18 protein-coding genes and 1 pseudogene are annotated in these 23,943 nt (G+C 58.4%); 11 read left to right on the top strand and 8 right to left on the bottom strand.

What is annotated here, in order from left to right; all coding sequences use genetic code 11:
* Positions 1–188: 188 nt before the first annotated feature.
* From BN1137_RS00805 to BN1137_RS00815, 3 genes are all read left to right on the top strand, one after another.
* Positions 189–3,122: an Ig-like domain-containing protein gene (locus BN1137_RS00805; protein WP_198150569.1), complete on the top strand. Its 2,934-nt coding sequence runs from the start codon at positions 189–191 to the stop codon at positions 3,120–3,122.
* An 82-nt stretch (positions 3,123–3,204) separates the two neighbouring features.
* Positions 3,205–4,110, top strand: coding sequence for an ROK family protein (locus BN1137_RS00810; RefSeq protein ID WP_050716778.1), 906 nt, complete (start codon positions 3,205–3,207; stop codon positions 4,108–4,110).
* Positions 4,111–4,230: 120 nt separating this feature from the next.
* On the top strand, positions 4,231–5,625 hold the full coding sequence (locus tag BN1137_RS00815) for an SVAGG family GlyGly-CTERM protein (RefSeq protein WP_050716779.1): 1,395 nt from the start codon (positions 4,231–4,233) through the stop codon (positions 5,623–5,625).
* Positions 5,626–5,764: 139 nt separating this feature from the next.
* Here BN1137_RS00815 and BN1137_RS00820 read toward each other — a convergent pair whose 3' ends face one another.
* Positions 5,765–7,141: an amino acid permease gene (locus BN1137_RS00820; RefSeq protein WP_050716780.1), complete on the bottom strand. Its 1,377-nt coding sequence runs from the start codon at positions 7,139–7,141 to the stop codon at positions 5,765–5,767.
* Positions 7,142–7,501: 360 nt separating this feature from the next.
* Between BN1137_RS00820 and BN1137_RS00825 the strand changes: the two genes are divergently transcribed.
* A complete protein-coding gene (locus tag BN1137_RS00825) occupies positions 7,502–7,795 on the top strand; it encodes a hypothetical protein (RefSeq protein WP_050716781.1) in 294 nt (97 codons plus the stop codon).
* Between the two features lie 111 nt (positions 7,796–7,906).
* Here BN1137_RS00825 and ppsR read toward each other — a convergent pair whose 3' ends face one another.
* On the bottom strand, positions 7,907–8,719 hold the full coding sequence (ppsR, locus tag BN1137_RS00830) for a posphoenolpyruvate synthetase regulatory kinase/phosphorylase PpsR (protein ID WP_050716782.1): 813 nt from the start codon (positions 8,717–8,719) through the stop codon (positions 7,907–7,909).
* 307 nt (positions 8,720–9,026) lie between these two features.
* Here ppsR and ppsA point away from each other — a divergent pair, with 307 nt between their 5' ends.
* The 5 genes from ppsA to BN1137_RS00855 all read left to right on the top strand — a co-directional run bounded on the left by ppsA (position 9,027) and on the right by BN1137_RS00855 (position 15,977).
* Complete coding sequence (ppsA, locus tag BN1137_RS00835) at positions 9,027–11,399, top strand: phosphoenolpyruvate synthase (protein WP_050716783.1); 2,373 nt, start codon at positions 9,027–9,029, stop codon at positions 11,397–11,399.
* A gap of 529 nt (positions 11,400–11,928) precedes the next feature.
* Positions 11,929–12,369, top strand: coding sequence for a winged helix-turn-helix domain-containing protein (locus tag BN1137_RS22665; RefSeq protein ID WP_050716784.1), 441 nt, complete (start codon positions 11,929–11,931; stop codon positions 12,367–12,369).
* A 40-nt stretch (positions 12,370–12,409) separates the two neighbouring features.
* The gene (locus tag BN1137_RS00845; RefSeq protein WP_198150570.1) at positions 12,410–13,045 is read left to right on the top strand and encodes an EAL domain-containing protein; all 636 of its coding nucleotides are present in this window, start codon (positions 12,410–12,412) and stop codon (positions 13,043–13,045) included.
* A gap of 250 nt (positions 13,046–13,295) precedes the next feature.
* A complete protein-coding gene (locus tag BN1137_RS00850; protein ID WP_050716786.1) occupies positions 13,296–13,640 on the top strand; it encodes a hypothetical protein in 345 nt (114 codons plus the stop codon).
* A gap of 3 nt (positions 13,641–13,643) precedes the next feature.
* Entirely contained in the window at positions 13,644–15,977 is a 2,334-nt protein-coding gene (locus BN1137_RS00855) for an Ig-like domain-containing protein (protein WP_050716787.1), read from the top strand.
* Between the two features lie 190 nt (positions 15,978–16,167).
* Here the strand turns inward: BN1137_RS00855 and BN1137_RS00860 are convergent, their stop codons facing one another.
* Positions 16,168–16,629 (bottom strand): serine protease chaperone, encoded by a 462-nt coding sequence (locus BN1137_RS00860; protein WP_050716788.1) that lies wholly within the window; start codon positions 16,627–16,629, stop codon positions 16,168–16,170.
* A 19-nt stretch (positions 16,630–16,648) separates the two neighbouring features.
* A complete protein-coding gene (asp, locus tag BN1137_RS00865; RefSeq protein ID WP_050716789.1) occupies positions 16,649–18,526 on the bottom strand; it encodes a serine protease Asp in 1,878 nt (625 codons plus the stop codon).
* 332 nt (positions 18,527–18,858) lie between these two features.
* Here asp and modF point away from each other — a divergent pair, with 332 nt between their 5' ends.
* Positions 18,859–20,316, top strand: coding sequence for a molybdate ABC transporter ATP-binding protein ModF (gene modF, locus BN1137_RS00870; RefSeq protein WP_050716790.1), 1,458 nt, complete (start codon positions 18,859–18,861; stop codon positions 20,314–20,316).
* Between the two features lie 98 nt (positions 20,317–20,414).
* Here the strand turns inward: modF and BN1137_RS00875 are convergent, their stop codons facing one another.
* The 3 genes and pseudogenes from BN1137_RS00875 to BN1137_RS00885 all read right to left on the bottom strand — a co-directional run bounded on the left by BN1137_RS00875 (position 20,415) and on the right by BN1137_RS00885 (position 22,660).
* Positions 20,415–21,485 (bottom strand): SGNH/GDSL hydrolase family protein, encoded by a 1,071-nt coding sequence (locus BN1137_RS00875; protein ID WP_198150571.1) that lies wholly within the window; start codon positions 21,483–21,485, stop codon positions 20,415–20,417.
* A 247-nt stretch (positions 21,486–21,732) separates the two neighbouring features.
* Positions 21,733–21,843 (bottom strand): annotated as a pseudogene (locus BN1137_RS22980) (hydrolase); the annotation flags it as partial.
* A gap of 277 nt (positions 21,844–22,120) precedes the next feature.
* On the bottom strand, positions 22,121–22,660 hold the full coding sequence (locus BN1137_RS00885) for an isochorismatase family protein (protein WP_050716792.1): 540 nt from the start codon (positions 22,658–22,660) through the stop codon (positions 22,121–22,123).
* A gap of 237 nt (positions 22,661–22,897) precedes the next feature.
* Between BN1137_RS00885 and BN1137_RS00890 the strand changes: the two genes are divergently transcribed.
* A complete protein-coding gene (locus BN1137_RS00890; RefSeq protein WP_050716793.1) occupies positions 22,898–23,095 on the top strand; it encodes a hypothetical protein in 198 nt (65 codons plus the stop codon).
* 270 nt (positions 23,096–23,365) lie between these two features.
* On the opposite strand, the gene def is transcribed toward BN1137_RS00890, so the two are convergent.
* Positions 23,366–23,869 (bottom strand): peptide deformylase, encoded by a 504-nt coding sequence (gene def, locus BN1137_RS00895; RefSeq protein ID WP_050716794.1) that lies wholly within the window; start codon positions 23,867–23,869, stop codon positions 23,366–23,368.
* Between the last annotated feature and the right edge of the window lie 74 nt (positions 23,870–23,943).

The raw sequence follows: 23,943 nt of genomic DNA on the forward strand, positions 1-23,943 counted from the left end.
CTGCGTGTAACGACGCTACCGAAGATAACGGCAATGCGGCGGTAGACAATAATACGAGCGATTCTCGCAATCCAGGTGCCCCGCGGGACCCCATCGTTCCGACCAATCCGAGCACGCCGATGACTCCTGATAATCCGGATGTGGCTGCCAAGCCCGTGCTCGATCTCGATGCGCCGGCAAAGATCAAAATGGGAATATGGAATAACACCGAGCTGGTCGTTGGCCAATCCCGCTCTATCGAAGCCATGCTGATCCCCGATGAATCTCTGCCTTATCCCGGCAGCCCGGAAGAGGTACTGCAAAAGCAGGGTATCACCTGGTCCAGCTCCAATGAGGCAGTGGCCACCGTCGACAAATTTGGCCGGGTCAAGGCCCTGAGCACAGGCGCGGTGGAGATCTCCGCCCGCTCTGTGACCAACACCACAGTGGTGGGGATCGCCAAGTTGAATGTGGTGGCCACCCCGACCCTGAACACGCAGAACCCGACTGTCATGATCAAGGGTGACAAGCCTGCCAAGAACCCGATCTTGCTGGAGAAGCAGGTCACCCGTTATGCCTCTACCAATGCCAGCCAGGACCTCGTCGACATTCGTGCCCAGATGGCCGCCGACGGTAGTGACGAAGTTCTGCAGGACAACATTCGCTGGCTGATCCAGGAAAATACCAACCCGGGTCGTGAAGGTGTCTATATCGTGCGGGAAGACAGAACCGCCACCAACCGTGACCGCATGATGTACTTCATGGGCAACCGCTATCTGCCCATCGAAGCGAACATCTCCCTGACTGGTGAGGTGGAAATCAATGCCCCGGTGAACTATGCGCCGCAGGTGCCCACCAAGATCATGTCTGACGGCAACAAGGGCATCTGGATCACTTCCGCCACTGGTGCCCTGAGCCACATCGCCATGGTGCGCATGAACCCGGATGCCAAGGCGAGCTTGATGAGCGAGGTGACCCAGCGTGTGGTCGATCGCCGTGGCTCCGTGTCCGATGCCAGCTATCGTGCCGATGGCAGCACCGGTACCTGGCACCCGGAGATCACCGACAACGATGGTCTGTGGACATCCATGTACGGCGGTGGTGAGCTGATGCGTTATGCCACTCTCAAGCGGGAAGGGGCTGACAAGGGAGAGATCGAAGCCGCCCGCAAGACGGCGCTGCGCGCCCTCAAATTCGATCTGCTGCTGAGCAACATCTCCGGCCGCAAGGGAGAAGTGAAGACCAAGGTCCGTCCTATCGTGGGCGCGGATGGCGGTGACTACAAGTTGCAGACGCTGGTGCTTCGCAAGGATGGCGAATACGCCATCAACAACAAGCCGACCGGGCCATCAGGCAACGGCGGCAAGGTGGGTCTGGTCTATAACATGAAGCCGATCGACGATACCCAGTTTGTCGACGATCCCTATGCCATCGGTGCGCTGAATGATACCAACATCGACTATGACACCAAGACCCGTACCATCGAAGGCTTCTTCGCCCGTACCTATGCCTTCCAGGGCGCCGATACCAACGGCTTCATCGAGGGTTACGTACAAGGTGGTTCCAGCAACTACTTCCCGGGTGGACACACGGTTGCGCGTGCGGGGGAACTCGGTACCAAGGGGGATCTGACCGGCAAGAAAATTGCCAAGTTTATCTACTGTGATGGTGTACCAAGAGATTTGGGCGGTAACAAGGATTGCAACCCGGTTGGTGAGAAGATGGCTGGTCTCGAGATCAATGCCGAGCTGCCGATCCCGGATGTGCTGCAGTGTACCGGTGCCTTCGCCGCACAGAGTGATTGTGCGAATGCGATGGAAGACGATCAGGGAACCATCTTTACCGAGGAGCAGGTGCTCTACAAGGCGGATACCAGTAACGACGAGTCCATCGGCCACTTCTTCATCTACCGTATTGCCTACGACATCCTCGATGAGAGCAATCCGGAAGAGAAGGCCACCAAGGATCTGATCCGTACCACCATGCAGAAGTGGGCCGACCAACTGATCGCCAACGAGTACAACTTTGTTGATGCCAGTGGTCAGCCGACCAAGTGGGGCAAGACCTCCCGCGATTACTTCAACAACGATTACGCATGGGAAGATGCGGCCCTGAACTCTGTGGTGCTGGTTGCTGGCATGAAGGTGGCGGCCTATGTCACCGGTGAGCAGCGTTACGAGTCCGAATATCAGGCGCTCGCCAGCAAGCAGGGTTATGACTACGCCACCCTGGCCAAGGAGTACTGGAGCCGTTGGGCGGCCTTCGCGGGTGCCCAGTATGGTGCCGATACCTCCATCATCGGCTGTCTGGATTCGACTCCGGTCATAGAGAACGGTGACAACACCAAGAACTCCCCCTCCATCGGTACCTTTGCCAGCGGCAACGACGGTGGTGGCATGTGTGGTGACGGTATCGAAGATCCCAGCGATCCGGTGCAGGTTGAAGAGTGGGTGCGTGAGGTAGTCAACACCTCCGATGAAGAGATGGCTGCGCTGGCCTGGTACATCCTGTTCACTACCGAACAACAGGGCACCGAGCTGCATCAGCAATACGTGGCGGCCTATGACGAGTGGTACCGCTCCATGGGTTACCAGGAGAACCCCTTCTTCGATTACGTCCGCCAGCTGGGCCAACCGAAGACAGAGTTGACCAACGCCTCGGGCAACAACCTGAAGAAGACTGCCGCCTGGCAACTGCATCGTCACCCGATCGACACCAGACGCTGGGGTGCCTATGACTTCGCCCGTCCCGACGTATGGAAGGCTGGTATAGGTTCGGAAGCCGCGACCCGTGAGGATCGTTACCCCATCATCAAGACCAATGATGCCGCCATCGTCGATAGTCGGACCATGCGTGATCAGGTGCTGGTCGAGGGGTCACACACCACCTTGCCGCTGGATGAGCGCATGCTCACCAAGTTCAACAACAGTACCTTCAACCTGGGCTTCAAGCCGCTCCAGTATCATCAGTGGCTGGACAAGAACAGCACTTGCTTCGATAACGATGCCAGCACGGCCTGTGCCTATACCGGCACCAAGCCGAACCCGGCTTATGGCAGCCCGACCACGTTCGAAGGCTCGACCACTTACACCTTGCCGTACTGGATGGGACGCTTCCACAGCTTCCTGGCCAAACCGGAATAACAGGGTGCATCGCCAGCGTGCATAACCGGAGGAGGCAGATGGCTGCCTCCTCTTTCTCGTTTGACTGTCGAGAGGATCAAAGATGCAGGGATCAGATATTTTCATTGGCATCGATCTGGGGGGAACTCAGCTGCGGGTGGCCGCCATCACGGGGCAGGGCGTCATCCTGGAGCAGATCAAGATGCTGACCGACAGTGCCCGTGGTTACAGGAGCATCGTGGCCGATATGCAGCGTGCCTGCCGGCGCCTGACACTGGCGTATCGGGTCGCCGCCATTGGGGTCATAGCACCTGGGCCGCTGGATGCGGTCAATGGGGTGATACATGCGCAGCCCACTCTGCCGGACTGGGATGAGATCCCCCTCAGGTCGATGCTGGAGGCCGAGTTCGACTTGCCGGTACGGCTGGAGAACGACGCGAATGGTGCCGCCCTGGGGGAAGCCCTGCTCGGGGCGGGCAGAGGCCATACCAGCGTCTTCTACATCACGGTGAGCACCGGTGTCGGCGGTGGTTTCATCTACAAGCAGCAGCTGATCAGCGGGGCGCACAACTGTGCCGGCGAAATTGCCAACATGATCATCTCCGATGAGGGGCCTTGCGGCGGCGAGCTGAACAAGGGCGCGCTGGAGAGCCTGGCGAGCGGTACGGCGCTGGGGCAACAGGCGAGGGCGTGGGGATTGGTGGATGCGGCTGCGCTGCTGACTCAGGCCGAGCCACGAGCCCGTTTCGTCGCCAGCCTGAGCACAGGGGTCGCCAACGTCATCCATACCCTCAACCCGGACATCATCGTCATGGGGGGCGGGGTGATGAACTCCCAGGCCCTGTTCTGGGATGAGCTGCAACGGCGGACAGATGAGAAGCTCTATCCCTATCTCAGGGGCAAGACCCGCTTCGCCCTGGCGGCGCTGGACGGCAATGCCGGCATTGTGGGGGCCGCCCTGTTGGCTCAGCAGTGCTTCGAGGAAGCAATGCACCCGTCCCGTATGTGAAGGGTCGCAGGAGCGAGGTGCATCCAGCATCATCAGCCGACGCTTGCCGACAGTGACCTGGCGTGATTTCCACGAACAGTTTCGATTGTTACTCAACAATCATTGACATGGATGTAGCACATGAAAGGAAACCTGATTGCTCTGAGCCTGATGCTCGCCACCCCCGCCGCGATGGCAACCACCATCATAGACGTGAACTTCATGGTGCCGCAGGCCATGGCCGACAGCCAGGGCCGCGAGGCGTTGTTTGCCGGCCTGCGTGCCAATCTCGGCAAGGTGGACGAATTTTATCTGTCGAAGTACACGGGGATCACCAAGAATGGCAAGCCGGAGGATATCCACTTCAACCTGCGCCAGATCCTCGTGCTCAGTGACAAAACCTCGGATACAGAGTGCCAGGACGGCTTGGCCCATACAGCGATGGTCCTGTATCAGGACGGCCAGATTGCCGCCAGGGATCATGATGTCCCTGCCGAGCAGGGGTACAACAGCGACTGTATCTCCCCCGAGGATGCCGAGCTCATTCGGCTTGCCGGACGCAGCTCTGGCGCGGATTTCTGGGTCACCCTGCACGATGGTTTTCTGCGCGGCTATGCCATTGGCCTCGCGAGAGGCCAGATGGATGCCGAGGTCAAGCTCACCAATGCTGCAACCACCGGCGGCTACTACGCCCCCAGCAGCCTGGCGCACGAGTTCTTTCATTTCTTCGGTGGCGTCGATCTGTACAACAAAACGGAAAATGCCCTCTGCCATGCTGGCGGCGACTGGTCAGGGCGTTTGATGTGTACCAGTCCACAAGTCCCGAACGAAAACCTGTTCGGCAGCACTCAATACCTGGATGAGAAGTTGTTCCTGCAACGCTTCTACAATAACGCGGACTCCACCCTGGGTAACTGGGTCTATCGTGGCATCAACCGTAGTCGCTCCGCATTCAAGGCGTCGGGAGCGGCGGTGATGACGGCGCCGGCCAATGGCAGCCGTGTTGCCAGCCTGCAGGTCAGTGGCGGCACTCTCTCTCGGGAGGCGCCCTTCCTCACGCTCAGCGTCACGGTGAAAGGGGCAGGCCAGTATGCGCAACCCGTCGCGGTGGAGCTCTACACCCAGGGGGTCACCGCCAAGGCCAGCGATAATTACTTCGATGATGTTACCCAGACCCTGATCTTTGACCCGAGCAACCCCGACTACGAGGTCACGGCCGACGGCCGCTGGGTCAAGACCTTGAGGCTCACCAGCAAAAACCTGGACTTCAGTGGAAACAAGACGCTGCTCCTGGGCCTGCGTGGTGGCAACGCCACCGCGGTCAACGCCGCTCAAACCACTATCACTGTCGCACGAACCGGTCCTGCACCCGCCCAGACTGAGCCTGCCCAAAACGCCCCTGTCCAGAGCAGTGACCATGGCACGAGTGAGCCAGTGGTCAAGAGCAAGGACGAGGGCTTCGGTGCGGGCTCCGGCTCCCCGCTGGTGCTGCTGGGGCTGGCTTGTCTCGCCTGGTGGCGCAGACAGTATCGCTAATGAATGCGAACGGGTTGGCACCCTAGTCGAGCAAGGGGAAGGGGATACAAACGATGAGCATAACCGTCCGAATCAACGGTGTGTCCATATAAAAAATGCCGGTCAGTGACCGGCATTTGCGTAACAAGAGCGGGGAGGCTTAGCCGAGGTTGGTCGCGACAGGGCTCCGACGCTTGAGCTTGAACTGATAGCCGATGGCCAGAACAATCAGCCAGACCGGGATCAGCATCACCGAGATCGCCATGCCCGGGGTCAGGTACATGATGACCAGGATGGCGGCCATGAAAGCGAGGCAGAGGTAGTTACCGAACGGGTACCAGAACGCCTTGAACTTGGGCTCCACCCCTTCGACCTGCTTGGCCTTGCGGAATTTGAGGTGGGCGAGGCTGATCATGGCCCAGTTGATGACCAGAGCGGAGACCACCAGCGCCATCAGCAGACCAAAGGCCTTGCCTGGCATCAGGTAGTTGATCAGCACGCACAACAGGGTCGCGGCGGCGGAGACCGAGAGGGCGACCAGTGGCACCCCGCTCTTGTTGGTCTTGAGCAGGCTGCGCGGGCCGTTACCCTGTTTGGCCAGACCAAACAGCATGCGGCTGTTGCAGTAGACACAGCTGTTGTAGACCGACAGCGCGGCGGTCAGCACGACGATGTTGAGCACGGTGGCCACCAGGTTGCTGTCCAGCGCGTGGAAGATCATCACGAAGGGGCTGCCGCCTTCCACCACCTTACCCCAGGGGTAGAGGGACATCAGCACGGCCAGGGCGCCGATATAGAAGATGAGGATGCGGTAGATCACCTGGTTGGTGGCCTTGGGAATGCTCTTCTCGGGATCGTCGGCTTCCGCCGCCGTGATACCGACCAGCTCCAGCCCGCCGAAGGAGAACATGATCACCGCCATGGCCATCACCAGTCCGTTGATGCCGTTGGGGAAGAAGCCGCCCTGATCCCACAGGTTGGTCACGCTCGCCTCGGGGCCAGCGCCGCCAGAGAACAGCAGGTAGCCGCCAAAGCCAATCATGCCGACGATGGCCACCACCTTGATGATGGCAAACCAGAACTCCATCTCGCCGAACGCCTTGACGTTGCTGAGGTTGATGGCGTTGATCAGCACGAAGAAGAAGGCCGCCGACATCCAGGTCGGGATCTCGGGCCACCAGTACTGCACATAGATGCCGACCGCGGTCAGCTCGGCCATGCTCACCAGCACGTAGAGTACCCAGTAGTTCCAGCCGGAGGCGAAACCGGCGAAGTCACCCCAGTACTTGTAGGCAAAGTGACTGAAAGAGCCGGCTACCGGCTCTTCCACCACCATCTCGCCGAGCTGGCGCATGATGAGGAAGGCGATGAAGCCGCCGATGGCATAGCCGAGCAGCACCGAGGGACCTGCCATCTTGATGGTTTGGGCAATGCCGAGGAACAGGCCGGTACCGATGGCACCGCCCAATGCGATAAGCTGAATGTGGCGGTTTTTAAGGCCGCGTTTCAGCTCACCGCCGTTTTGTTGAAGATCCATTCTTCCGTCCTTACGTCGCTGAAGTCACTGGTCTGTCGCCCCGTCCACCCTTGCACGTCCTGTGCCCCGGCGCGGCACGCTGTGCCGAAAACGTGACGAAATCCGTATTAATTTCGTTACGGTGTGCCGCATATCGTTTTTTATAGCGGCTACCAACCCGAGCAGAATAGTGATAATCAGCCGTTGACGCACCTGTTTTCCTCATCATTGGTTGGTTTTTTGCGGTCGAAGCAGGTTTTTTATGATCTTGGAAGGGGTTTTGGAAGTGATTGCTGGTTTTATAGGCTGTTGGTTTTTTGGTGATTGACCTTGCTTTACACTTGTGTCCTATTGTCGTTCTTTTTCATGAAAGGACTCATTATGGTCGAACGTATTACCGCTGGCCTGTTGCTTGCCGCGCTCTGGCTCGGGATCTGGCTCTCCCCCATGTTGCTGACCATGGCGGCGGCCTGCCTCATCGTCTGGGGCTGGCAGGGGGCGGATTATCTGGTGGCTAACATCAGCATGGTACTGATGCTGGCCGCCGGCATTGGCCTGCTGCCCGCCTGCTGGCTGAGTGAGCGGGTACGCAAGGGGCCCGGTCTGCTGACCCTGCATGGCTGGCTGATGAACAATAGAGAGCTCAACAAGCCGGATTCTCGCCCCCTGCCATAAACGACATGACGCCGACGAGCCCCGTCGGCGTCATTGTTGCCCCATTTTGATGTTCATTTATATTGCCACGACCCATTTTGGTGGCACTTCATACTGATAATCGTGTTGCTATCAGCACAGCTGGCGGCGCAATCCGGTTGCCTCAAGGATCTTGGCGCTGATCTCCTCCACCGAGTGGGAGCTGGTATCGAGGAAGCGGATCGCCTCCTGACGAAACAGCCGCTCCACGCTCATCAACTCCTGCTCACACTGCTCAAGGGACGAATAACGGCTGTTGGCGCGGCGCTGGTTGCGGATCTCGTGCAGTCGCTGGGGCGCTATGGTGAGGCCGAACAGCTTGTGGCGATTGGCCTTGAGGGCCGCAGGCAGCTCGAGCGAGCCCATGTCCTGCTCGATAAAGGGATAGTTGGCGGCGCGAATGCCAAATTGCAGCGCCAGATAGAGGCTGGTCGGCGTCTTGCCACAGCGCGACACCCCGATGAGGATGATGTCCGCCTCGTCATACTCCTTGGTGGTGATGCCGTCGTCGTTGCTCAAGGCGAAGTTCACCGCCTCGATGCGATCGTCATAGAGCTTGCGGTTCTCCATGCCGTGGGTGCGATGCAGTCTGGGCTCGGCCTTGATACCGAGCTCCTGCTCCAGCGGGCTCACGAAGGTGTTGAGAAAGTCGTGGCTGCTGGCCTGGGCCTTGAGCACCTCTTCGCGCACCTGGGGATCGACGATGGTGTGAAACAGGATGGGACGCACCCCGGTCTGGCGAAATTGTTCGTCGATGCGCATCCGCACCTGACGGGCCTTCTCCTGGGTCTCCACGAAGGGGATGGTGACCTGTTCAAACACCAGGGGGAACTGGCTCAAGACGGCGTGACCGAATACCTCGGCGGTGATGGCGGTGCCATCGGATACATAAAATACGGTGTGCACAGCGGACTCCTGTGGTGGGCGAGGGTAGGGGAGGAATATTCAGTATCTCTCGAAACCATACCCGTTTTGTCAACCGGTCTGCCATGCCCAAGTTGTGAACTTGCTTGCAAACCTGAGTCGTTACCTTTTTGTGTCGGTATTGTAGAATGCCTGTGTCAAACGGCCATCCCCAAATCTTGCAGGGGATTTTTTTGACAATAAGTAGAAAACGTTTTCATGGTCGTTGGCAAGCACACACCAACAAAAACACATGATTTGGCACAGCAGGTGCGTTGACACCCTGGCCCACCAACCTGGAGACATGCAAATGCAACAGTACGTACTCTGGTACGAACAGCTCGGTATGCAGGACGTAGAGCGCGTCGGCGGCAAGAATGCATCCCTTGGCGAGATGATCAGCAACCTCTCCGGTGCCGGTGTATCCGTGCCTGGCGGTTTTGCGACCACCGCCTTTGCGTTTAACGAGTTTCTGGAGTTAAGCGGCCTCAACGGCAAGATCCACGACCTGCTCGACAGCCTGGACGTGGACGACATCGCCGCCCTCAACAAGGCCGGTCAGCAGATCCGTGACTGGGTGGTAGAAGCCCCCTTCCAGCCGGCATTGGAGCAGGCCGTGCGCGCCGCCTATGACAAGCTGAGCGCGGGTCTTGAGGCGTCCTTTGCGGTGCGATCTTCCGCCACCGCCGAAGACATGCCGGATGCCTCCTTCGCCGGTCAGCAGGAGACCTTCCTCAACGTGCGCGGCATCGATGCCGTCATGACCGCCATCAAGCATGTGTTTGCCTCTTTGTTCAACGATCGCGCCATCTCCTACCGGGTGCATCAGGGGTACGATCACAAGGGTGTGGCGCTCTCGGCCGGGATACAGCGCATGGTGCGCTCGGATCTCGCCGCCTCCGGCGTCATGTTCACCCTGGATACCGAATCTGGTTTCAACGACGTGGTCTTCATCACCGGCAGCCAGGGCCTTGGCGAGATGGTGGTGCAGGGCGCCGTCAACCCGGACGAATTCTATGTGCACAAGCCGACCCTCAACGCCGGCCGTCCCGCCGTGGTGCGCAAGACCTTGGGCTCAAAGCTCATCAAAATGACCTACTCGGGCGATGCTAGTCACGGCCGTCAGGTGCAGACCATCGACACCAGCGAGGCCGAGCGCAACCGCTTCTGCATCACCGATGACGAGGTGATGGCGCTGGCCAAGCAGGCGCTCATCATCGAGCAACACTACGGCCGCCCGATGGACATCGAGTGGGCCAAGGATGGTCAGGACGGTCAGCTCTATATCGTCCAGGCCCGCCCCGAAACCGTGCGCAGCCGCCAGGAGGCGAACACGCTTGAGCGTTTTGCTCTGAAACAATCCGGCAAGGTGCTGATCGAAGGGCGCGCCATCGGCCACAAGATAGGCGCAGGTCCGGCGCGGGTCATCTCCTCCATCAGCCAGATGGACGAGGTGCAGCCCGGCGACGTGCTGGTCACCGACATGACGGATCCGGATTGGGAGCCCATCATGAAGCGGGCCTCCGCCATCGTCACCAACCGCGGCGGCCGTACCTGTCACGCCGCCATCATCGCCCGTGAGCTCGGCATTCCTGCCGTGGTGGGTTGTGGTGATGCCACCGACCATATTCAGCCGGGCCAGCTCATCACCGTCTCCTGCGCCGAAGGGGACACCGGTTTCATCTACGACGGCGAGCTCGATTTCGATGTGGCGGTGACCGAGGTGGGCAACATGCCGCGCCTGCCCATCAAAATCATGATGAACGTCGGCAACCCGGATCGGGCCTTCGACTTCGCCCAGTTGCCGAACGCTGGCGTCGGGCTGGCCCGTCTCGAGTTCATCATCAACCGCATGATAGGGGTGCACCCCAAGGCGCTGCTGGAGTTTGACAAGCAGAGCCCTGAACTCAAGGCCACCATCACCAAGATGATCGCGGGCTACGACAGCCCCCGTGAATACTATGTGGCCAAGCTGAGCGAAGGCATCGCGACCCTGGCCGCCGCCTTCTGGCCGGAGCGGGTCATAGTGCGGATGTCGGACTTCAAGTCCAACGAGTACGCGAACCTGGTGGGGGGCCGTGGTTACGAGCCCCACGAAGAGAACCCGATGATCGGTTTCCGCGGTGCGTCCCGTTACATCGCCGACAGCTTCCGTCCCTGTTTCGCCCTGGAGTGCGAGGCGATGAAGCGGGTGCGCGACGGCATGGGCCTGACCAACGTCGAGGTGATGATCCCCTTCGTGCGCACTGTGGGTGAAGCGGAGCAGGTGGTGGAGATCCTGGCGGAGAACGGCCTGCGCCGTGGTGAGCGCGGCCTGAAAGTCATCATGATGTGCGAGCTGCCCTCCAACGCCCTGTTGGCGGATCAGTTCCTGCAACACTTCGATGGCTTCTCCATCGGCTCCAACGACATGACCCAGCTCACCCTCGGACTGGATCGGGATTCCGGCCTCATCGCCCATCTGTTCGATGAGCGCAACGAGGCGGTCAAGGCGCTGCTGTCCATGGCCATCCAGGCCGCCCGCAAGGCGGGCAAGTATGTGGGCATCTGCGGCCAGGGCCCGTCCGATCACCCGGACTTCGCCGCCTGGCTGGTCGAGCAGGGCATAGATTCGGTGTCCCTCAACCCCGATACCGTGGTCGACACCTGGCTCTATCTGGCCGAGCAACACAAGGCCGGCTGAACCCGTCTCGATACGAATTGACATAAAAAGGCGCCCAATCGGGCGCCTTTTTCATGCTTGCCATATGCTCAGAGTGTTTATCGAACCACAGTAACATGTGACTCCCAATAACCGATTCGAGAGTGGATACGACATCGGTAGGCTCATGTTTCTTAACCGATAACGAGTCTTTTATTTATATCTATGGGGCTATGTCAAGAATATATTAATAGTAAAATTAAGCTTTAACTCTAAACAGCCGACCTATTTAACAAACATAAAATTATCAGCATTTAGTGCTGGTATTGTGGTGTTATTTTAGATTATTTATCTGATTCGTTAGGATCTTTATTGGCGTACATCGACGCTATCTTATTGTTTAATGGTTTGTTTTAAAAAAATCATAAAAATTATTTTATTATCAGTAATTGGTGCGGTCATTCTGTGAGAATAACCACATTCAGTTTACATACAGCATTCCAAACATCGATTTTGTTAATATATTAATCACCATAAAGGAGATCTCACACAAACAAATGGGGGACAGGACATGCCTGAATCTGATGATGCGATAAGAGCAGAGTCGCATCTGGTGAATAATAAGAAAAATGGGGCGGCATTGTTTTTGGTGAGTAAAGACAACAATGTCATTATTGATCTGATAAACGGCACCTTTACCGTTTGCTATTTTGCCGGAACACGACAGCCTCAAGTGATAAAAATGGGTTCAAGAGAGGCCGGGGTACTGCGTTACTTGGTGAATAACAGTGGTTATCTCGTTTCCAAGGATGAGATGCTCAACAGTGTTTGGCACGGCAGGATCGTCTGTGAAAACACGGTGTCAGTTGCATTATCAAACATCAGGAAACTATTGCGGCGGTTTGATCAGGATTGCCGTTGCTTGGTGACAGTAGCCAGAAATGGTTACATATTCTATCCCTATCGTTCTGGATTGACGATTGAGTATGAAAATAATGGTGAGAGCAGATGACTCATGTTTTGAGTATATAAAACATACGCTGGAGCCTATTGTGAATGTGGCCGATGGCGATATTCATTCATTTGAGATTATTTCATTATCTTCAGAGAGAACCTTGCTGAACAGGATCTGCGTCAATGACGCAGATCTTGCGGCCATGGCGAATCTATTGATGCGGCAATTGGAGTTCTTTCAGAAGCTGAATGGTTATGACGCTGAGCTATATAATACCATATTCATCAATATAGACCCTCAATTGCTCTTTAAAAGCATCTCATGGAAGAATATTGTTCCATTTATTTTCCAGTTCAAGATACATGTCGGATTCGATATGGCTCTGGTGGTTGATGAACTCCCGATACAGACGCTGTATGCCATATCTCGGCTGAGAGCGCTGGGAGTCATGTTCTGGATAAACAATGCTGATGAAGGCATTTATAAGATCCCGACCGAGCGACTGGCCTATTTTGATGGGGTGAAGATAAGCAAGCACTGTTTTTGGCAGTTTTTTAGTCGAAAAGAGATCAGCCTGCTTACCTTCTCGCGGGTCGCATGGGGAGAGCGAGGGGTCATTGTCGAGGGGGTCGAGAATAAACACCATCAAACTTTCCTGAAAAGCCAGGGATTAATACAGAGTCAGGGTTTTCATTGGCGAGCCAAGCTGGCCAGACACCTTCATTGGCATTGATGCTGTAGATAAACAAAACCTCACGTGCAATGCGTGGGCTTGGTAACCCGTGCTTGGTAACCAGGGATTGCGGCAATCATATATAAGCATTGCCGATGACACACAGAATATCACCGTCATTGACTGAGGATGTAATAACCATGTCCATGGACCTTGGTTATCTCTCCTTATGACGACGGTCGGCTCCCTGTATCAGATTCATTGATGGCAGCGAGAGCGTGTATATACGATTTATTAAAGGAATAACCCTATGTCTTCTTGTCATATTTATAAGAACATCAAAAATATAATAATCAGGGGCGGTTTATTATTGGTGGCGTTAATCATGACGGCCTGTAATAGCGATAATGCCTCATCACCCACTTCGCCCTCGGCCAAACAAGTCGTCTCCATTCAGGTTGCCCCCACGACAGCCTTGTCCAAAGGCGTCACTCAGGATCAGCTGCCCCTTGGCCTCAAGGTGCAATACGAGGCCACCTTGTCCTATAGCGATGGCTCGTCTGAGGTGACGAGCAAGGGAGTGCAATGGCGTCTGTCCAATGACTTCGCCACCATCTCCCCATCGGGCCTGCTGACGGCTCAGCATCCTGGTTAGCTGGTGATCGAGGCGAGTCTGGATGGGATCAAGGGGGAGCGGGCGCTGACTATCTCGGATGCCATGCTGACCGATCTCTCCTTGACCCCGGCGGCCATCAGCTTGCCCAAGGGGCTGAGCCAGCCGTTCCAGTTGCAAGGGTTCTACAGCGATGGGACCAGCCTGGATGTCACCCGCAATGGCACCTGGCTGAGCAGCAATCCGGCTGTGGCGAGCATTGATAATGCAGGTTTGGCTCAGACTCTGGGGGTCGGGAGCGCCCATATCACGGCCAGTTTCGGCGGTCGCAGTGTCAGCGTGACGCTGGCGGTAACAGATGCCGTGCTGACCGGCATGACGGTGGCTCCTGCCACTGTCCAGCTGGCCAAGGGGCTGACGCAGGCGATGACGGTCGAGGGGCGTTTCAGTGATGGCAGTGTGGCCGATATCACCGCCAGCGTGAGCTGGCAGAGCCGGGATCCCGCCATTGCGAGCATCGACGCTGCCGGGCTGGCCAAGGCCCTGACCTTGGGCACGACCGAGATCGGCGCCACCTTCGACAAACACACGGCCAGTGCCACCCTGGAAGTCACCAATGCCACTTTGACCGCCATCGAGCTGACCCCGGCCAGTGCGACTGTGATGCGACTAGGTACTCAGAGATATAAAGCCAGGGGGCTCTTTACCGATGGCAGCAACCAAGACATTACGGCTCAGGTCCTCTGGAGCAGTAGCGACGGCGCCGTGGCCAGCATCGATCAGAAAGGGGTTGTAAAAACACCCACGGTGGGATTTGCCACCATCATGGCGGCTCTAGGCTCATATAGTACCAATGTCCCGCTGGAAGTTACCGTAAGAGCGCCATTGACGTCTGTTTCTGTCATGTCTTCTCGTACAAGATCACCCATAGGTGATACTCAGCCGTTTACGGTTCAAGGCTTCTTTGGCGATGGCAGCAATGCGGATATCACCGACTATGTGGCCTGGCGAACGAGTGATCCCACCGTCGCCAGTATCGATGGTGCAGGGGCTGCTACCGCCCTGGTTGCCGGTAAGGTCGATATCATTGCAGACTTGGATGGCAAAAGTGGCGTTTTCGCATTGGAAGTAACCCCCCTCATCAAGCAGGTGGTGACTTGGGGGAGCGTGGATCACGGAGGAAACAGCAGTGCGGTGCAGCCGCTAGGCGATGTCAAACTCATTACCAACAATAGATTCGCTTTTGCGGCCCTCAAAGCTGATGGCAGCGCAGTGGCCTGGGGAGATCCGGACAGAGCAGGTGACAGCAGTGCGGCGCAGGCGCAGCTCACCAATATCGTGCAAATAAGCAATGCATATTACGGTGGTTTTGCGGCGTTAAGAGCAGATAAGACTGTAGTGACCTGGGGAAACCCAAGCTATGGGGGGGATAGCAGCTCGGTACAGCCGCTGACCAACGTAAAGCAACTTTTTAGCAATGGCTCTTCCTTTGCAGCATTGAAATCTGATGGTTCAGTGGTGACCTGGGGCGGTGCAACTACGGGGGGAGATAGCAGCGCCGTACAAGCCGAGCTTGTGGACATACAGACGATTTTCAGCGCCCCTGATGGTGCAGCGTTTGCTGCCCTGAAATCAGATGGTTCAGTGGTGACCTGGGGTACAGCATTCGCAGGTGGGGACAGCAGTGCCGTACAAGCTCAGCTGACCAATGTTACCCGGATATTCTCCAGCTACAGCACCTTCGCGGCACTAAAGGGGGATGGCACTGTGGTGACCTGGGGATATGCCTCTTCCGGTGGCGATAGTAGCGCTGTGCAGGCCCAGCTTACCGGCGTAAAGCAGGTCTTTAGTAATTACTATTCATTCGCGGCACTGAAGCTGGACGGCAGTGTAGTGACCTGGGGTGACCCATCCTATGGTGGCGACAGTGGCGCAGTGCAAGCTCAACTTACCGGTGTAAAAGCGATACTCGGCAATAGTTATGCCTTCATTGCGCTAAAGGCCGATGGCACTGTTGTTACCTGGGGAGATAACTTTTACGGTGGGGATAGCAGTGCAGTACAAGTCAAGTTGACCAATGTGAAGAAGATATTCCGTACTGCATGGGCCTTTGCCGCGCTGAAGTCTGACGGCACTGTGGTGACTTGGGGAGAGGCTGGTTCAGGAGGCAACAGCACGGCGGTACAGCCACAGCTCACCAATGTGGTTGATATAGTCTCAACCGATTTTGCCTTTGCCGCGACCAAGGCAGATGGCCACGTAGTCACTTGGGGCAGCGTGTCCTCTGGTAGCAATAGCAGTGCTGTGCAATCTCAGCTCATCGGTGTGAAATGGATTGTGCCCTCATCCAATGCCTTTGCTGCAGTGACGACACAATAAAGTTCTGACTGTAAGGCCATCCACTGGATGGCCTGTTTGATTGATGATGGAGATTGCCAAGAGGTTCTCTAAGAAACACGGAGTCGCTTGCTGCGCCCTCTGGAAGACAGGGCGTTTATACATTTGATTGAACAACAAGGGGGCCATCGGCCCCCTTGATCATTTCGCATGTCCCTATTCAGGGAGCCGCTTACTTGGGTTGTTGCTGGGCGCCGGCCAGCTCTACCTGCACATTCAGCCCTTCCTGCTTGAGCTGGGCCGCGATGGCGTTGAGATCGGTGCCTGGCTTGGCCTCCAGCAGGGCGATGCCGCCGCTGCTCTGTTTGAAGCGCAGACCGTGACGGTTGGCCAGTGCCTTGGCCGCGGGCTCCTCGGCTTCGACCAGCAGGGTGCCGCTGACGATGAGCTCAGGGCTTGCGACCCCCTGCAACAAAACATCGCCGCTGCGCAGGCTGGGTTGCGGCGCCTTGCCGTCCAAGCTGCGGGCGACCCGCTTCTTGCTGCCGTTATCCGGCGTGAGGTAGGTTTGACCGTTCACCTCTATGGTGCGGTACTGTTTGCCATCGACCACCACGGATTCGTCGGCCGTGGCCGAAACGGAGACCGAGGCCAGCAGGCTTGCCAGGGCAAGGCTGAGTACGCTGTGTTTCATGTTGTGACTCCTGTGCACGTTAGAGGGGGGCTGCGTCATGGCCGATCACCTTGAGTGACCAGTTGAGCAGTTGACCCGGCTGGCTGTTGTTGCGCTCGGTCAGGGTGCTGCGCACATTGGTGCCGCGATTGAGCAAGGAGACCTGACGGGTGCCGCTGGCGACGTCGGTCACCGCCAGTTGCCACTCACCCTCGGCGGATTCCCCGTAGAACTTGTGGGAGAGCATGCGCATGTCGCGCAGCCCCTTGGTGCGCACGTATCCCAGCTGCTGCCGGTCGAGGGATTGCCCCACCAGACTGTTGTTGGGGTTGAGCAACACGCTGCGGGTGCCGGACGGGGAGACCAGCTCGATCAGCAAGTCAGGCAGACGCTGGTGATCCAAGGTGACCAGCACCTGTACCGCTTCCACTGTCAGCGGCTGAGTGACCTGGGTGCTGGAGGTGGTCGGGCTGCTGCCCAGATCCGGGATGGCGCCCGCGGCGCGATCCTGCACCGTCACCTTCTGCCACGGCAACTGTACCAGCGGCGGCAGGGGATTGTGAGTGGCGGCGCTAGCCAGGGCCTTGTTCACATCGATGAGGCCAAAGCCATAGGTGGGGTTGAACCAGACTCCGGCGGCGTTGCGCTCCCACCCTTCCAGCCCGGTCACCTGGCGCTGCTGACCGTTGGCGGCCCGGTAGCTCAGCTGCACCGCCGCCTGATTGGCATCGATGCGGGTGGCGTTGCGCGCCAGCAGATCCCGCAGATCCCGCACCGACAGATCCGGATAGGCCGACATCAGCAGCGCCATGGCGCCGGCGGTGTTCGGGGTGGCCGAGGAGGTGCCGTTCATGGTGCCGTTGTAGTCGCAGCTGGCATCCAGCGCCGGGTTGCCGTGCAGCCGGTTGGTGCTGGGATCGTCTACCCGGTTGTAGCCCATGTCACAGCCGGGCAAATCGGTGGTCACCATGGCCGGGGAGGCGGTACCGTATTCGCCGCCCGGGGCCGTCAGGAACACGTTGCTGCCGACGCTCGAGTAGGAGGAGCGCACGCCGTCCGCGTTGCTGGCACTGACCACCAGGTTCCAGAAGTTGCTGTTGGAGGGATCTATGTTGCTGTTTTCAAATGGCAATCTGAGCTCTCCGCCGGTGCGGTTGAGCACATAGTTGCCGGCGGCAATGCGGCTAAAGCCGTTGCCCGCCGCCTTGATATAGGCCGCCCCTTGATCCTTTTGGGTCATCTGCTCGAACAGGCGATCGAGTTGCACCTGATCCAGCCCGTTGGCCCCCTGCGGGTCGACCAGGCTCATGCCGTAGCTCTGGTTGAAGACGCGGTTGTCGCGACTCGCCTGGCTGTTGCCGAGGGCGTAGAGCCAATCTTGCTGCAACTGCTGGCTGTTGTCGTCGAGCAGGTTGAAGCCTTGCAACTGGGCGCGGGGCGCCACACCCCGGGTGCCGATGGCGTTGTCCACCGCGGCTATGATGCCGGAGACGGAAGTGCCGTGGGCGCTGTCCGGATCGGTTGGGGTCGGATCATTGCTGCCGGTTACCACGTTCTTGGAGCCGGGGCGAACGTTGTCCACCAGATCCGGGTGGGCGATGGCCAAGCCATCGTCTACCACGGCCACGTTGATACCCTGACCGAGCACAGAGGTGCGGTGGGCCCACCAGAGGTTGAGGTCATTGCCCGCCACGCCGCCACGGGCGCTGAAGGAGTTCTGACCGCTGTTGAGCAGGTGCCACTGCTGATCCTGCAGAGGGTTGATGCCGGGCAGGCAGCGCTCTGCGCTGGTGCGGCCGGTATCCAGGTTGGCTTCTCTGCCGGTGAGGGGGGTACAACTCTCTGTCGCCTGAACCGAAGCGACAGGCAGGGCCGAGAGCAGGGCCGTGATTGCCAACGCTAGTGATGTTTTTCTCATTGATAAACTCCATCTTAAGGGCGCACCGTCCGAGGTGCGATGGCATCTATACAGGAGAAATAACGATTCAAAAGACTCTCAAGTCAGAGTTGTGAAGGGGTTCATACAAATCTCAAATAAGCCCATATGGGGGTATAAACGGGACGGAGATCATGTTTTATTGAGAGCTATTCGCATCCATTCTTAATGATCTTTTTGTCTATAGATTCTCCTGTTTTTAACGCCCTCCGAGGGGCTGTCGGCCCTGGCAGTCTGTTTGCGCGGCTCTCCCTGGCTGTTGCCTTGCGCGATCCCTGTTAAGGTATCGACAGACAGGTTAACAGGATGGACTCATGACCCTATTGCAGTGGCACTCGGCCAGGCTGGCCCTTCACGCCGATCGTACCCTCTTGATTCCCGAACTGACCCTCTGCCCGGGGCAGTGCTGGGCCTTTGTCGGCAGCAACGGCAGCGGCAAGACCGCGCTGGCCAGCGCCTTGTGCGGCGAGCTCGCCCTGCTCTCGGGGCAGACCCAGGGGCAAGTGGCTGCGGTGCGCCTGTCGTTCGAGTCACAGCAACGGCTCAGCGAGCAGGATTATCAGCGGCGCAACACCGACATGCTGGGGGAAGAGGAGGAGGCGGGCTATCAGGTCTCCAGCCTGATGCTGGAGCAGGGCGGGGACGAAGAGCAGGCCCGGGCCCTGCTGGCACGTTTCGGCATAGCCGCGCTCTGGGATAGGCCCTACCGGTATCTCTCCAGCGGTGAGGGGCGCAAATTGTTGCTGGCCCGCGCCCTGCTGACCAGACCCGAACTGCTGGTGCTGGACGAGCCGTTCGACGGGCTGGATCAGGGCTCGCGCCACGAGCTGATGGCGCTGCTGGCTCAGCTGGTTGGGGAGGGGCAGCGGCTGGTGGTGATCGTCAATCGCTTCGACGAGATCCCTTCGTTTGCGAGCCACCTCGGCCTGCTCGGGGATCTTAATCTGCTGCTGGCAGGGGAGCGAGCTGAGGTGCTCGGGAGCCAGGAGGTGGCCCAGCTGGCGCGCGCCGAAGCCGTCAATCCTTGCTTGCCGCCCCCGCTGACGGCGCCGACCCCCTTGCCTGTCGGCCCCAGAGTAGAGATGCGCAAGCTGAGGGTCGCCTATGGGGAGCAGGTGGTGATTGATGGGCTCGACTGGACAATAGCACCGGGCCAGCACTGGCAGCTGGTCGGCCCCAATGGCGCCGGCAAGTCGACCCTGCTTTCCCTTATCACCGGGGATCATCCGCAGGGGTACAGCAACGATCTGCATCTGTTTGGAAGGCGCCGGGGCAGCGGCGAGAGCATCTGGGAGATCAAGCGCCACATCGGGCTGGTGAGCCCGGCCCTGCACCTGGACTATCGCGTCAGCGGCTCGGTACAGACGGTGATCCTGTCGGGCTTTTACGACTCCATCGGCCTTTACAGCCGCCCAGGGGATCGCCAGCTGGCGCTCGCCAACCAGTGGCTGACCCTGCTCGGGTTCGGCAATCAGGGGTCGCTGCCGTTTCACAGCCTCTCCTTCGGCCAGCAACGGCTGGTGCTCATCGCCCGCGCCCTGGTCAAGCATCCGCCCCTGCTCATCCTGGACGAGCCGCTGCAGGGGCTGGATCCCCTCAACCGCCATCTGGTGCGCGCCATGGTGACGCGCCTCATCGGCGAGGGCACGCAGCTGCTGTTTGTCTCCCACCACGCCGAGGATGCGCCCCCCGGTCTCACCCACCGTCTGAGCTTCGTGCCCAACGATCGGGGCGGTTATGACTATGTACAGGAGTCGCTGAGGGAGGGCTGACCCATTCCGAGCGGGTATTGACCCGCTACTAGTCATAAAAAACGGCGCCATAGGGCGCCGTTTTTTATGAGTTGCTAGCCGGATGTCGGGCCTTGACCCTATTCAGGCAAGAGCCCTTGCTGGCGGATAAGCCCGGCCAGGCTGGCTGCTATGCCGTCGTGTTCGGCGGCGGTGGGGTGCCAGAGGCAGCCTGAGTTGTCGGAGCGCATCTGCTCGATCAGCACGGGAGGCTCTCCCAACAGGGCGAGCTCTTGCTGCAACCGGGCCAGGGTCTGGTTTAGCCGATCGTGAGGCCAGAGATACTGACCCATCAGTATGATGGGGGGGCTGTCGTAGCGCTGGCGCAGATCCCGCAGCAGCTCGACATAGCCATCGATCCAGGCCTGCTGGAAGGCCTCCTGATCCGGCCAGGGCTCCTGGGGCTGCAGCTCGGAGCTGAAGTCATTGGTGCCGACTTCGACGACGATGAGCGCCGGGTGCTGGCTCTCGAAATCCGTGCCGCCCTGATAGACGGCGCCCGCCTTGTCCAGGTAATGGGGCAGGGCATGATGGGGCTGGTTGCCGCCCCAGTTGCGCAAGAGCCCGAGCCCCGAGTAGGAGACCTGGCTATGGGTGGCCCCGAGCAGAGCCGCCGTCTTGGCCGGGAAGGCGAGCCTGGCGTTGGAGCTGTTGAGGTTCTCCTCCCAGCTGCATTCGCGTTTGTTCGACTCGCTGCCCATGCCGGCGCTGATGGAGTCACCGACAAACAGCAGATGGGGCTTTTGCTGCCAGATACCGCTCACCACCCCCTCGGTGACCAGGGCGTCCAGGGTCAGCATGGCGTCATAGGTCTCGGTGCGTTTGACCAGTTCGACCTTCACCGAGCGAGGCGTCGGCCACTGCAGCAGGGGGTAGGTATGCATGCCCTGGCCGGTCTTGATGACGCCCTGCAATTGGCCATCGATCAGCAGATCGAACTGGCTCTGCTGGCCGTCCATGGCGATGGCGAGCTCCCGCCCCTCGAAGCGAAATGTGAGCCGGGTCGCCGGCCAGTTGAGCCGCACGTCCTGCTTGGCCCAGTCGCGCACGATGCGCCCCTCGTAATTGAGGCGATAGTCTGTTGCTTCAATGCGGGCGGCCTGTGCCTCGGCGGCCAGCCCCATGGCGGCGAGCAGGAGGAGTCCTTTCACTGTAATCATGCTGATCCCTGTGCTGTGTGTTGGGTTGACGCGGCAGGGCGCACCCCGATACCGGATCCGCTCCCACGCACGGCGAGAAGCGATCAGGCAGGTGTCATCGTCGCTGCCATTTGGCGCCTAAAAAATGGGCGCCGAATGAAGATAGATGGAGAGGTGCTGTGCATAAAAGCAGCATCATCAGGATCTGTGGGGGCCATCAAACTTTTTATTCGAAGATTAATAAGTCTTTCCCGGCCCGCTATCGCACCAGAGCCAAGATCTCGCGAAACGCCGGATCGCGGCAATCACCCAGCAGCTCGTAGAGGCACATCTCCACCGAGGTGAGGGCCGCGCCGTATGCCGCCAGCTGGCCGTATAAGCTGAGTGTCACACGGTCGGGAGAGTGATGACTGGGTGAGGAAGGTGTTGGGGGAAGGGGTGCCCTCATGAGTACTCTGACCACTCATTAGCAATGAGTGGGGGATAGCCGAGTAGCAGCCACCAGAGTGCATAAAAGAGAACTGTGCCGATCCCGAGCCAACTCAGGTAACGGCGGGTAACGATCATGCCTATCGCGGTGGCTGCAAGCGCAATTTGGAGTGCGATCAGACCAAACATAAAGGGGGCCATGTTATCCATCATGGCGCTTATCTCACCAGGGCCAGGATCTCGCGAAACGCCGGATCGCGGCAATTTCCCAGCAGCTCGTAGAGGCACATCTCCACCGAGGTGAGGGCCGCGCCTCGCGCCGCCAGTTGGCCGATGGCGAGCGCCCGGTTGGCTGGATCGCGGGATGAGACCGCATCGGTCACCAGCGATACCTTGGCGCCGCTATCCAGCAGCCCCAGCACGCTCTGGTAGACACAGATATGGGCCTCGATGCCGCACACCAGCCAGTGGCTGACGCCGCTCTGTGCGAGGGTTGCCGCCACCAGCGGCTCCCCCAGGGCGCCGAAGCTGAACTTAGGAAGCACCAGGTTGCCGGCCTGCAACGGTTGCAGCTCGGGCACGGTGGCGCCGAGCTTGGCCGGGTTTTGCTCCAGCCAGACTACCGGCAGTCCCAGTGCCTGCGCCCCCTGCACCAGCCGGGCCGTGTTGGCGATGAGCCGTTCGCTCTCATTCACCAGTCGTGCCAGCTTGCCCTGAATGTCGATCACCAGCAGGCCGGTGTGATTGCGCTGCAACATATTGTCTCCTTGGTAAATAGCGGATGGGAGGCATTGTCACCATGCACTCCGTTGCCTCGTACAAATCGATACACATACTGCGCTGACGCCGAACAAGGCCGAGGCTAGAATCCGAGCCGTCCAGCAAGGTTTCTGGCTGCGGCCTGTTGGCGTGGAATATCGCCATAATGAGTTGCAGTAGCTGGAGCGACTGCATTTTCTTGGTTAGATGGCATTTCATTCAAGATAGGTATCACCATGCGGAAAATAATCCTGTTGTTATCGGTCGCCAGCCTGATGGCCGGTTGTTCCAGCGCCTCGCAACGGATGGCCGACTGTCAGGCCCAGGGGATCGGCAAGGATGCCTGCTACATGGCGGAGCAAAATCGCCAGACCGCCCTTCTCGGCGCCGCCGAGAAGCAGGCGATGGAGAACGCCAGCAAGGCGGTCAAGTAATTCGGCGATAGGGATGCAATAGTCCGTGCATTCCCAAGGCCCTGTCGTTGATAACGACGGGGCTTTTGGTTGGTAGCGCGAGTCGACATTTTCTTGTTCAGCTCGTCGTTCATCCAAGGTTTCTGCGTTCCGTGCCAGCCACGCGGCATTGGCGATCGGATGAGGCGCCATATTGCCTGGGCATCTTGACGCCCAGCAGACCGATGGTCAGCATGGCGGTCACTTTGATAAAACTTGACTGGTAAACATCGGGCTCACATACGGCTTGATTCAGCGGTTGCTAGCCTCATTCTTTTTGACCTTCTTCAATGCCATTTGGCGTTTCAATGGTGATAGGTAATTGATAAAGAGGTTGCCCTTGAGATGATCTATTTCGTGCTGAAGCACTATAGCCAGGAAGCCATCTTGCTCTAGCAGCAGTGGTTGGCCATGGCGATCCTGGGCCTTGATGGTGACAGTGGTAAACCGCTCAACCTCGGCGTAATAGCCGGGTACCGACAGGCACCCCTCTTCTCCCATGGCGTTCCGGTCACCGGTGATAACCTCAGGATTGATCAATACCAGAGGTTCATTACGGTCTTCCGAGATATCGATCACGATGACAGCCTCCTGCCTACCCACTTGAGTTGCAGCAAGCCCAATACCGTTGCTGGTGGCATACAGGGTTTCCAGCATGTCACTGATGAGGGATTGCACTGCGGTGATATCGGTAACCGGTATAGCAGGCAGATTTAGCCGAGGATCAGGGATTGTCAGGATAGTCAAAATGGACATGTCATCTCATCTTCAAGTGGTTTTTACCTAAGGAGGTTGGATTTTCATGGGTATATCGATTATCTGGCATATTA

This window comes from Aeromonas tecta (assembly GCF_000820185.1).
Taxonomy (GTDB): domain Bacteria; phylum Pseudomonadota; class Gammaproteobacteria; order Enterobacterales; family Aeromonadaceae; genus Aeromonas; species Aeromonas tecta.

What these genes read in the sequence shown, in the direction of transcription:
- asp (WP_050716789.1), bottom strand. Translation starts at nt 18,526, where the DNA reads ATGAGAAAAACATCACTAGCGTTGGCAATCACGGCCCTGCTCTCGGCC.
- BN1137_RS00850 (WP_050716786.1), top strand. Translation starts at nt 13,296, where the DNA reads ATGTCTTCTTGTCATATTTATAAGAACATCAAAAATATAATAATCAGG.
- BN1137_RS00890 (WP_050716793.1), top strand. Translation starts at nt 22,898, where the DNA reads ATGCGGAAAATAATCCTGTTGTTATCGGTCGCCAGCCTGATGGCCGGT.
- BN1137_RS00805 (WP_198150569.1), top strand. Translation starts at nt 189, where the DNA reads ATGGGAATATGGAATAACACCGAGCTGGTCGTTGGCCAATCCCGCTCT.
- BN1137_RS22665 (WP_050716784.1), top strand. Translation starts at nt 11,929, where the DNA reads ATGCCTGAATCTGATGATGCGATAAGAGCAGAGTCGCATCTGGTGAAT.
- BN1137_RS00815 (WP_050716779.1), top strand. Translation starts at nt 4,231, where the DNA reads ATGAAAGGAAACCTGATTGCTCTGAGCCTGATGCTCGCCACCCCCGCC.
- BN1137_RS00820 (WP_050716780.1), bottom strand. Translation starts at nt 7,141, where the DNA reads ATGGATCTTCAACAAAACGGCGGTGAGCTGAAACGCGGCCTTAAAAAC.
- modF (WP_050716790.1), top strand. Translation starts at nt 18,859, where the DNA reads ATGACCCTATTGCAGTGGCACTCGGCCAGGCTGGCCCTTCACGCCGAT.
- ppsA (WP_050716783.1), top strand. Translation starts at nt 9,027, where the DNA reads ATGCAACAGTACGTACTCTGGTACGAACAGCTCGGTATGCAGGACGTA.
- BN1137_RS00885 (WP_050716792.1), bottom strand. Translation starts at nt 22,660, where the DNA reads ATGTTGCAGCGCAATCACACCGGCCTGCTGGTGATCGACATTCAGGGC.
- BN1137_RS00825 (WP_050716781.1), top strand. Translation starts at nt 7,502, where the DNA reads ATGGTCGAACGTATTACCGCTGGCCTGTTGCTTGCCGCGCTCTGGCTC.
- BN1137_RS00860 (WP_050716788.1), bottom strand. Translation starts at nt 16,629, where the DNA reads ATGAAACACAGCGTACTCAGCCTTGCCCTGGCAAGCCTGCTGGCCTCG.
- BN1137_RS00810 (WP_050716778.1), top strand. Translation starts at nt 3,205, where the DNA reads ATGCAGGGATCAGATATTTTCATTGGCATCGATCTGGGGGGAACTCAG.
- def (WP_050716794.1), bottom strand. Translation starts at nt 23,869, where the DNA reads ATGTCCATTTTGACTATCCTGACAATCCCTGATCCTCGGCTAAATCTG.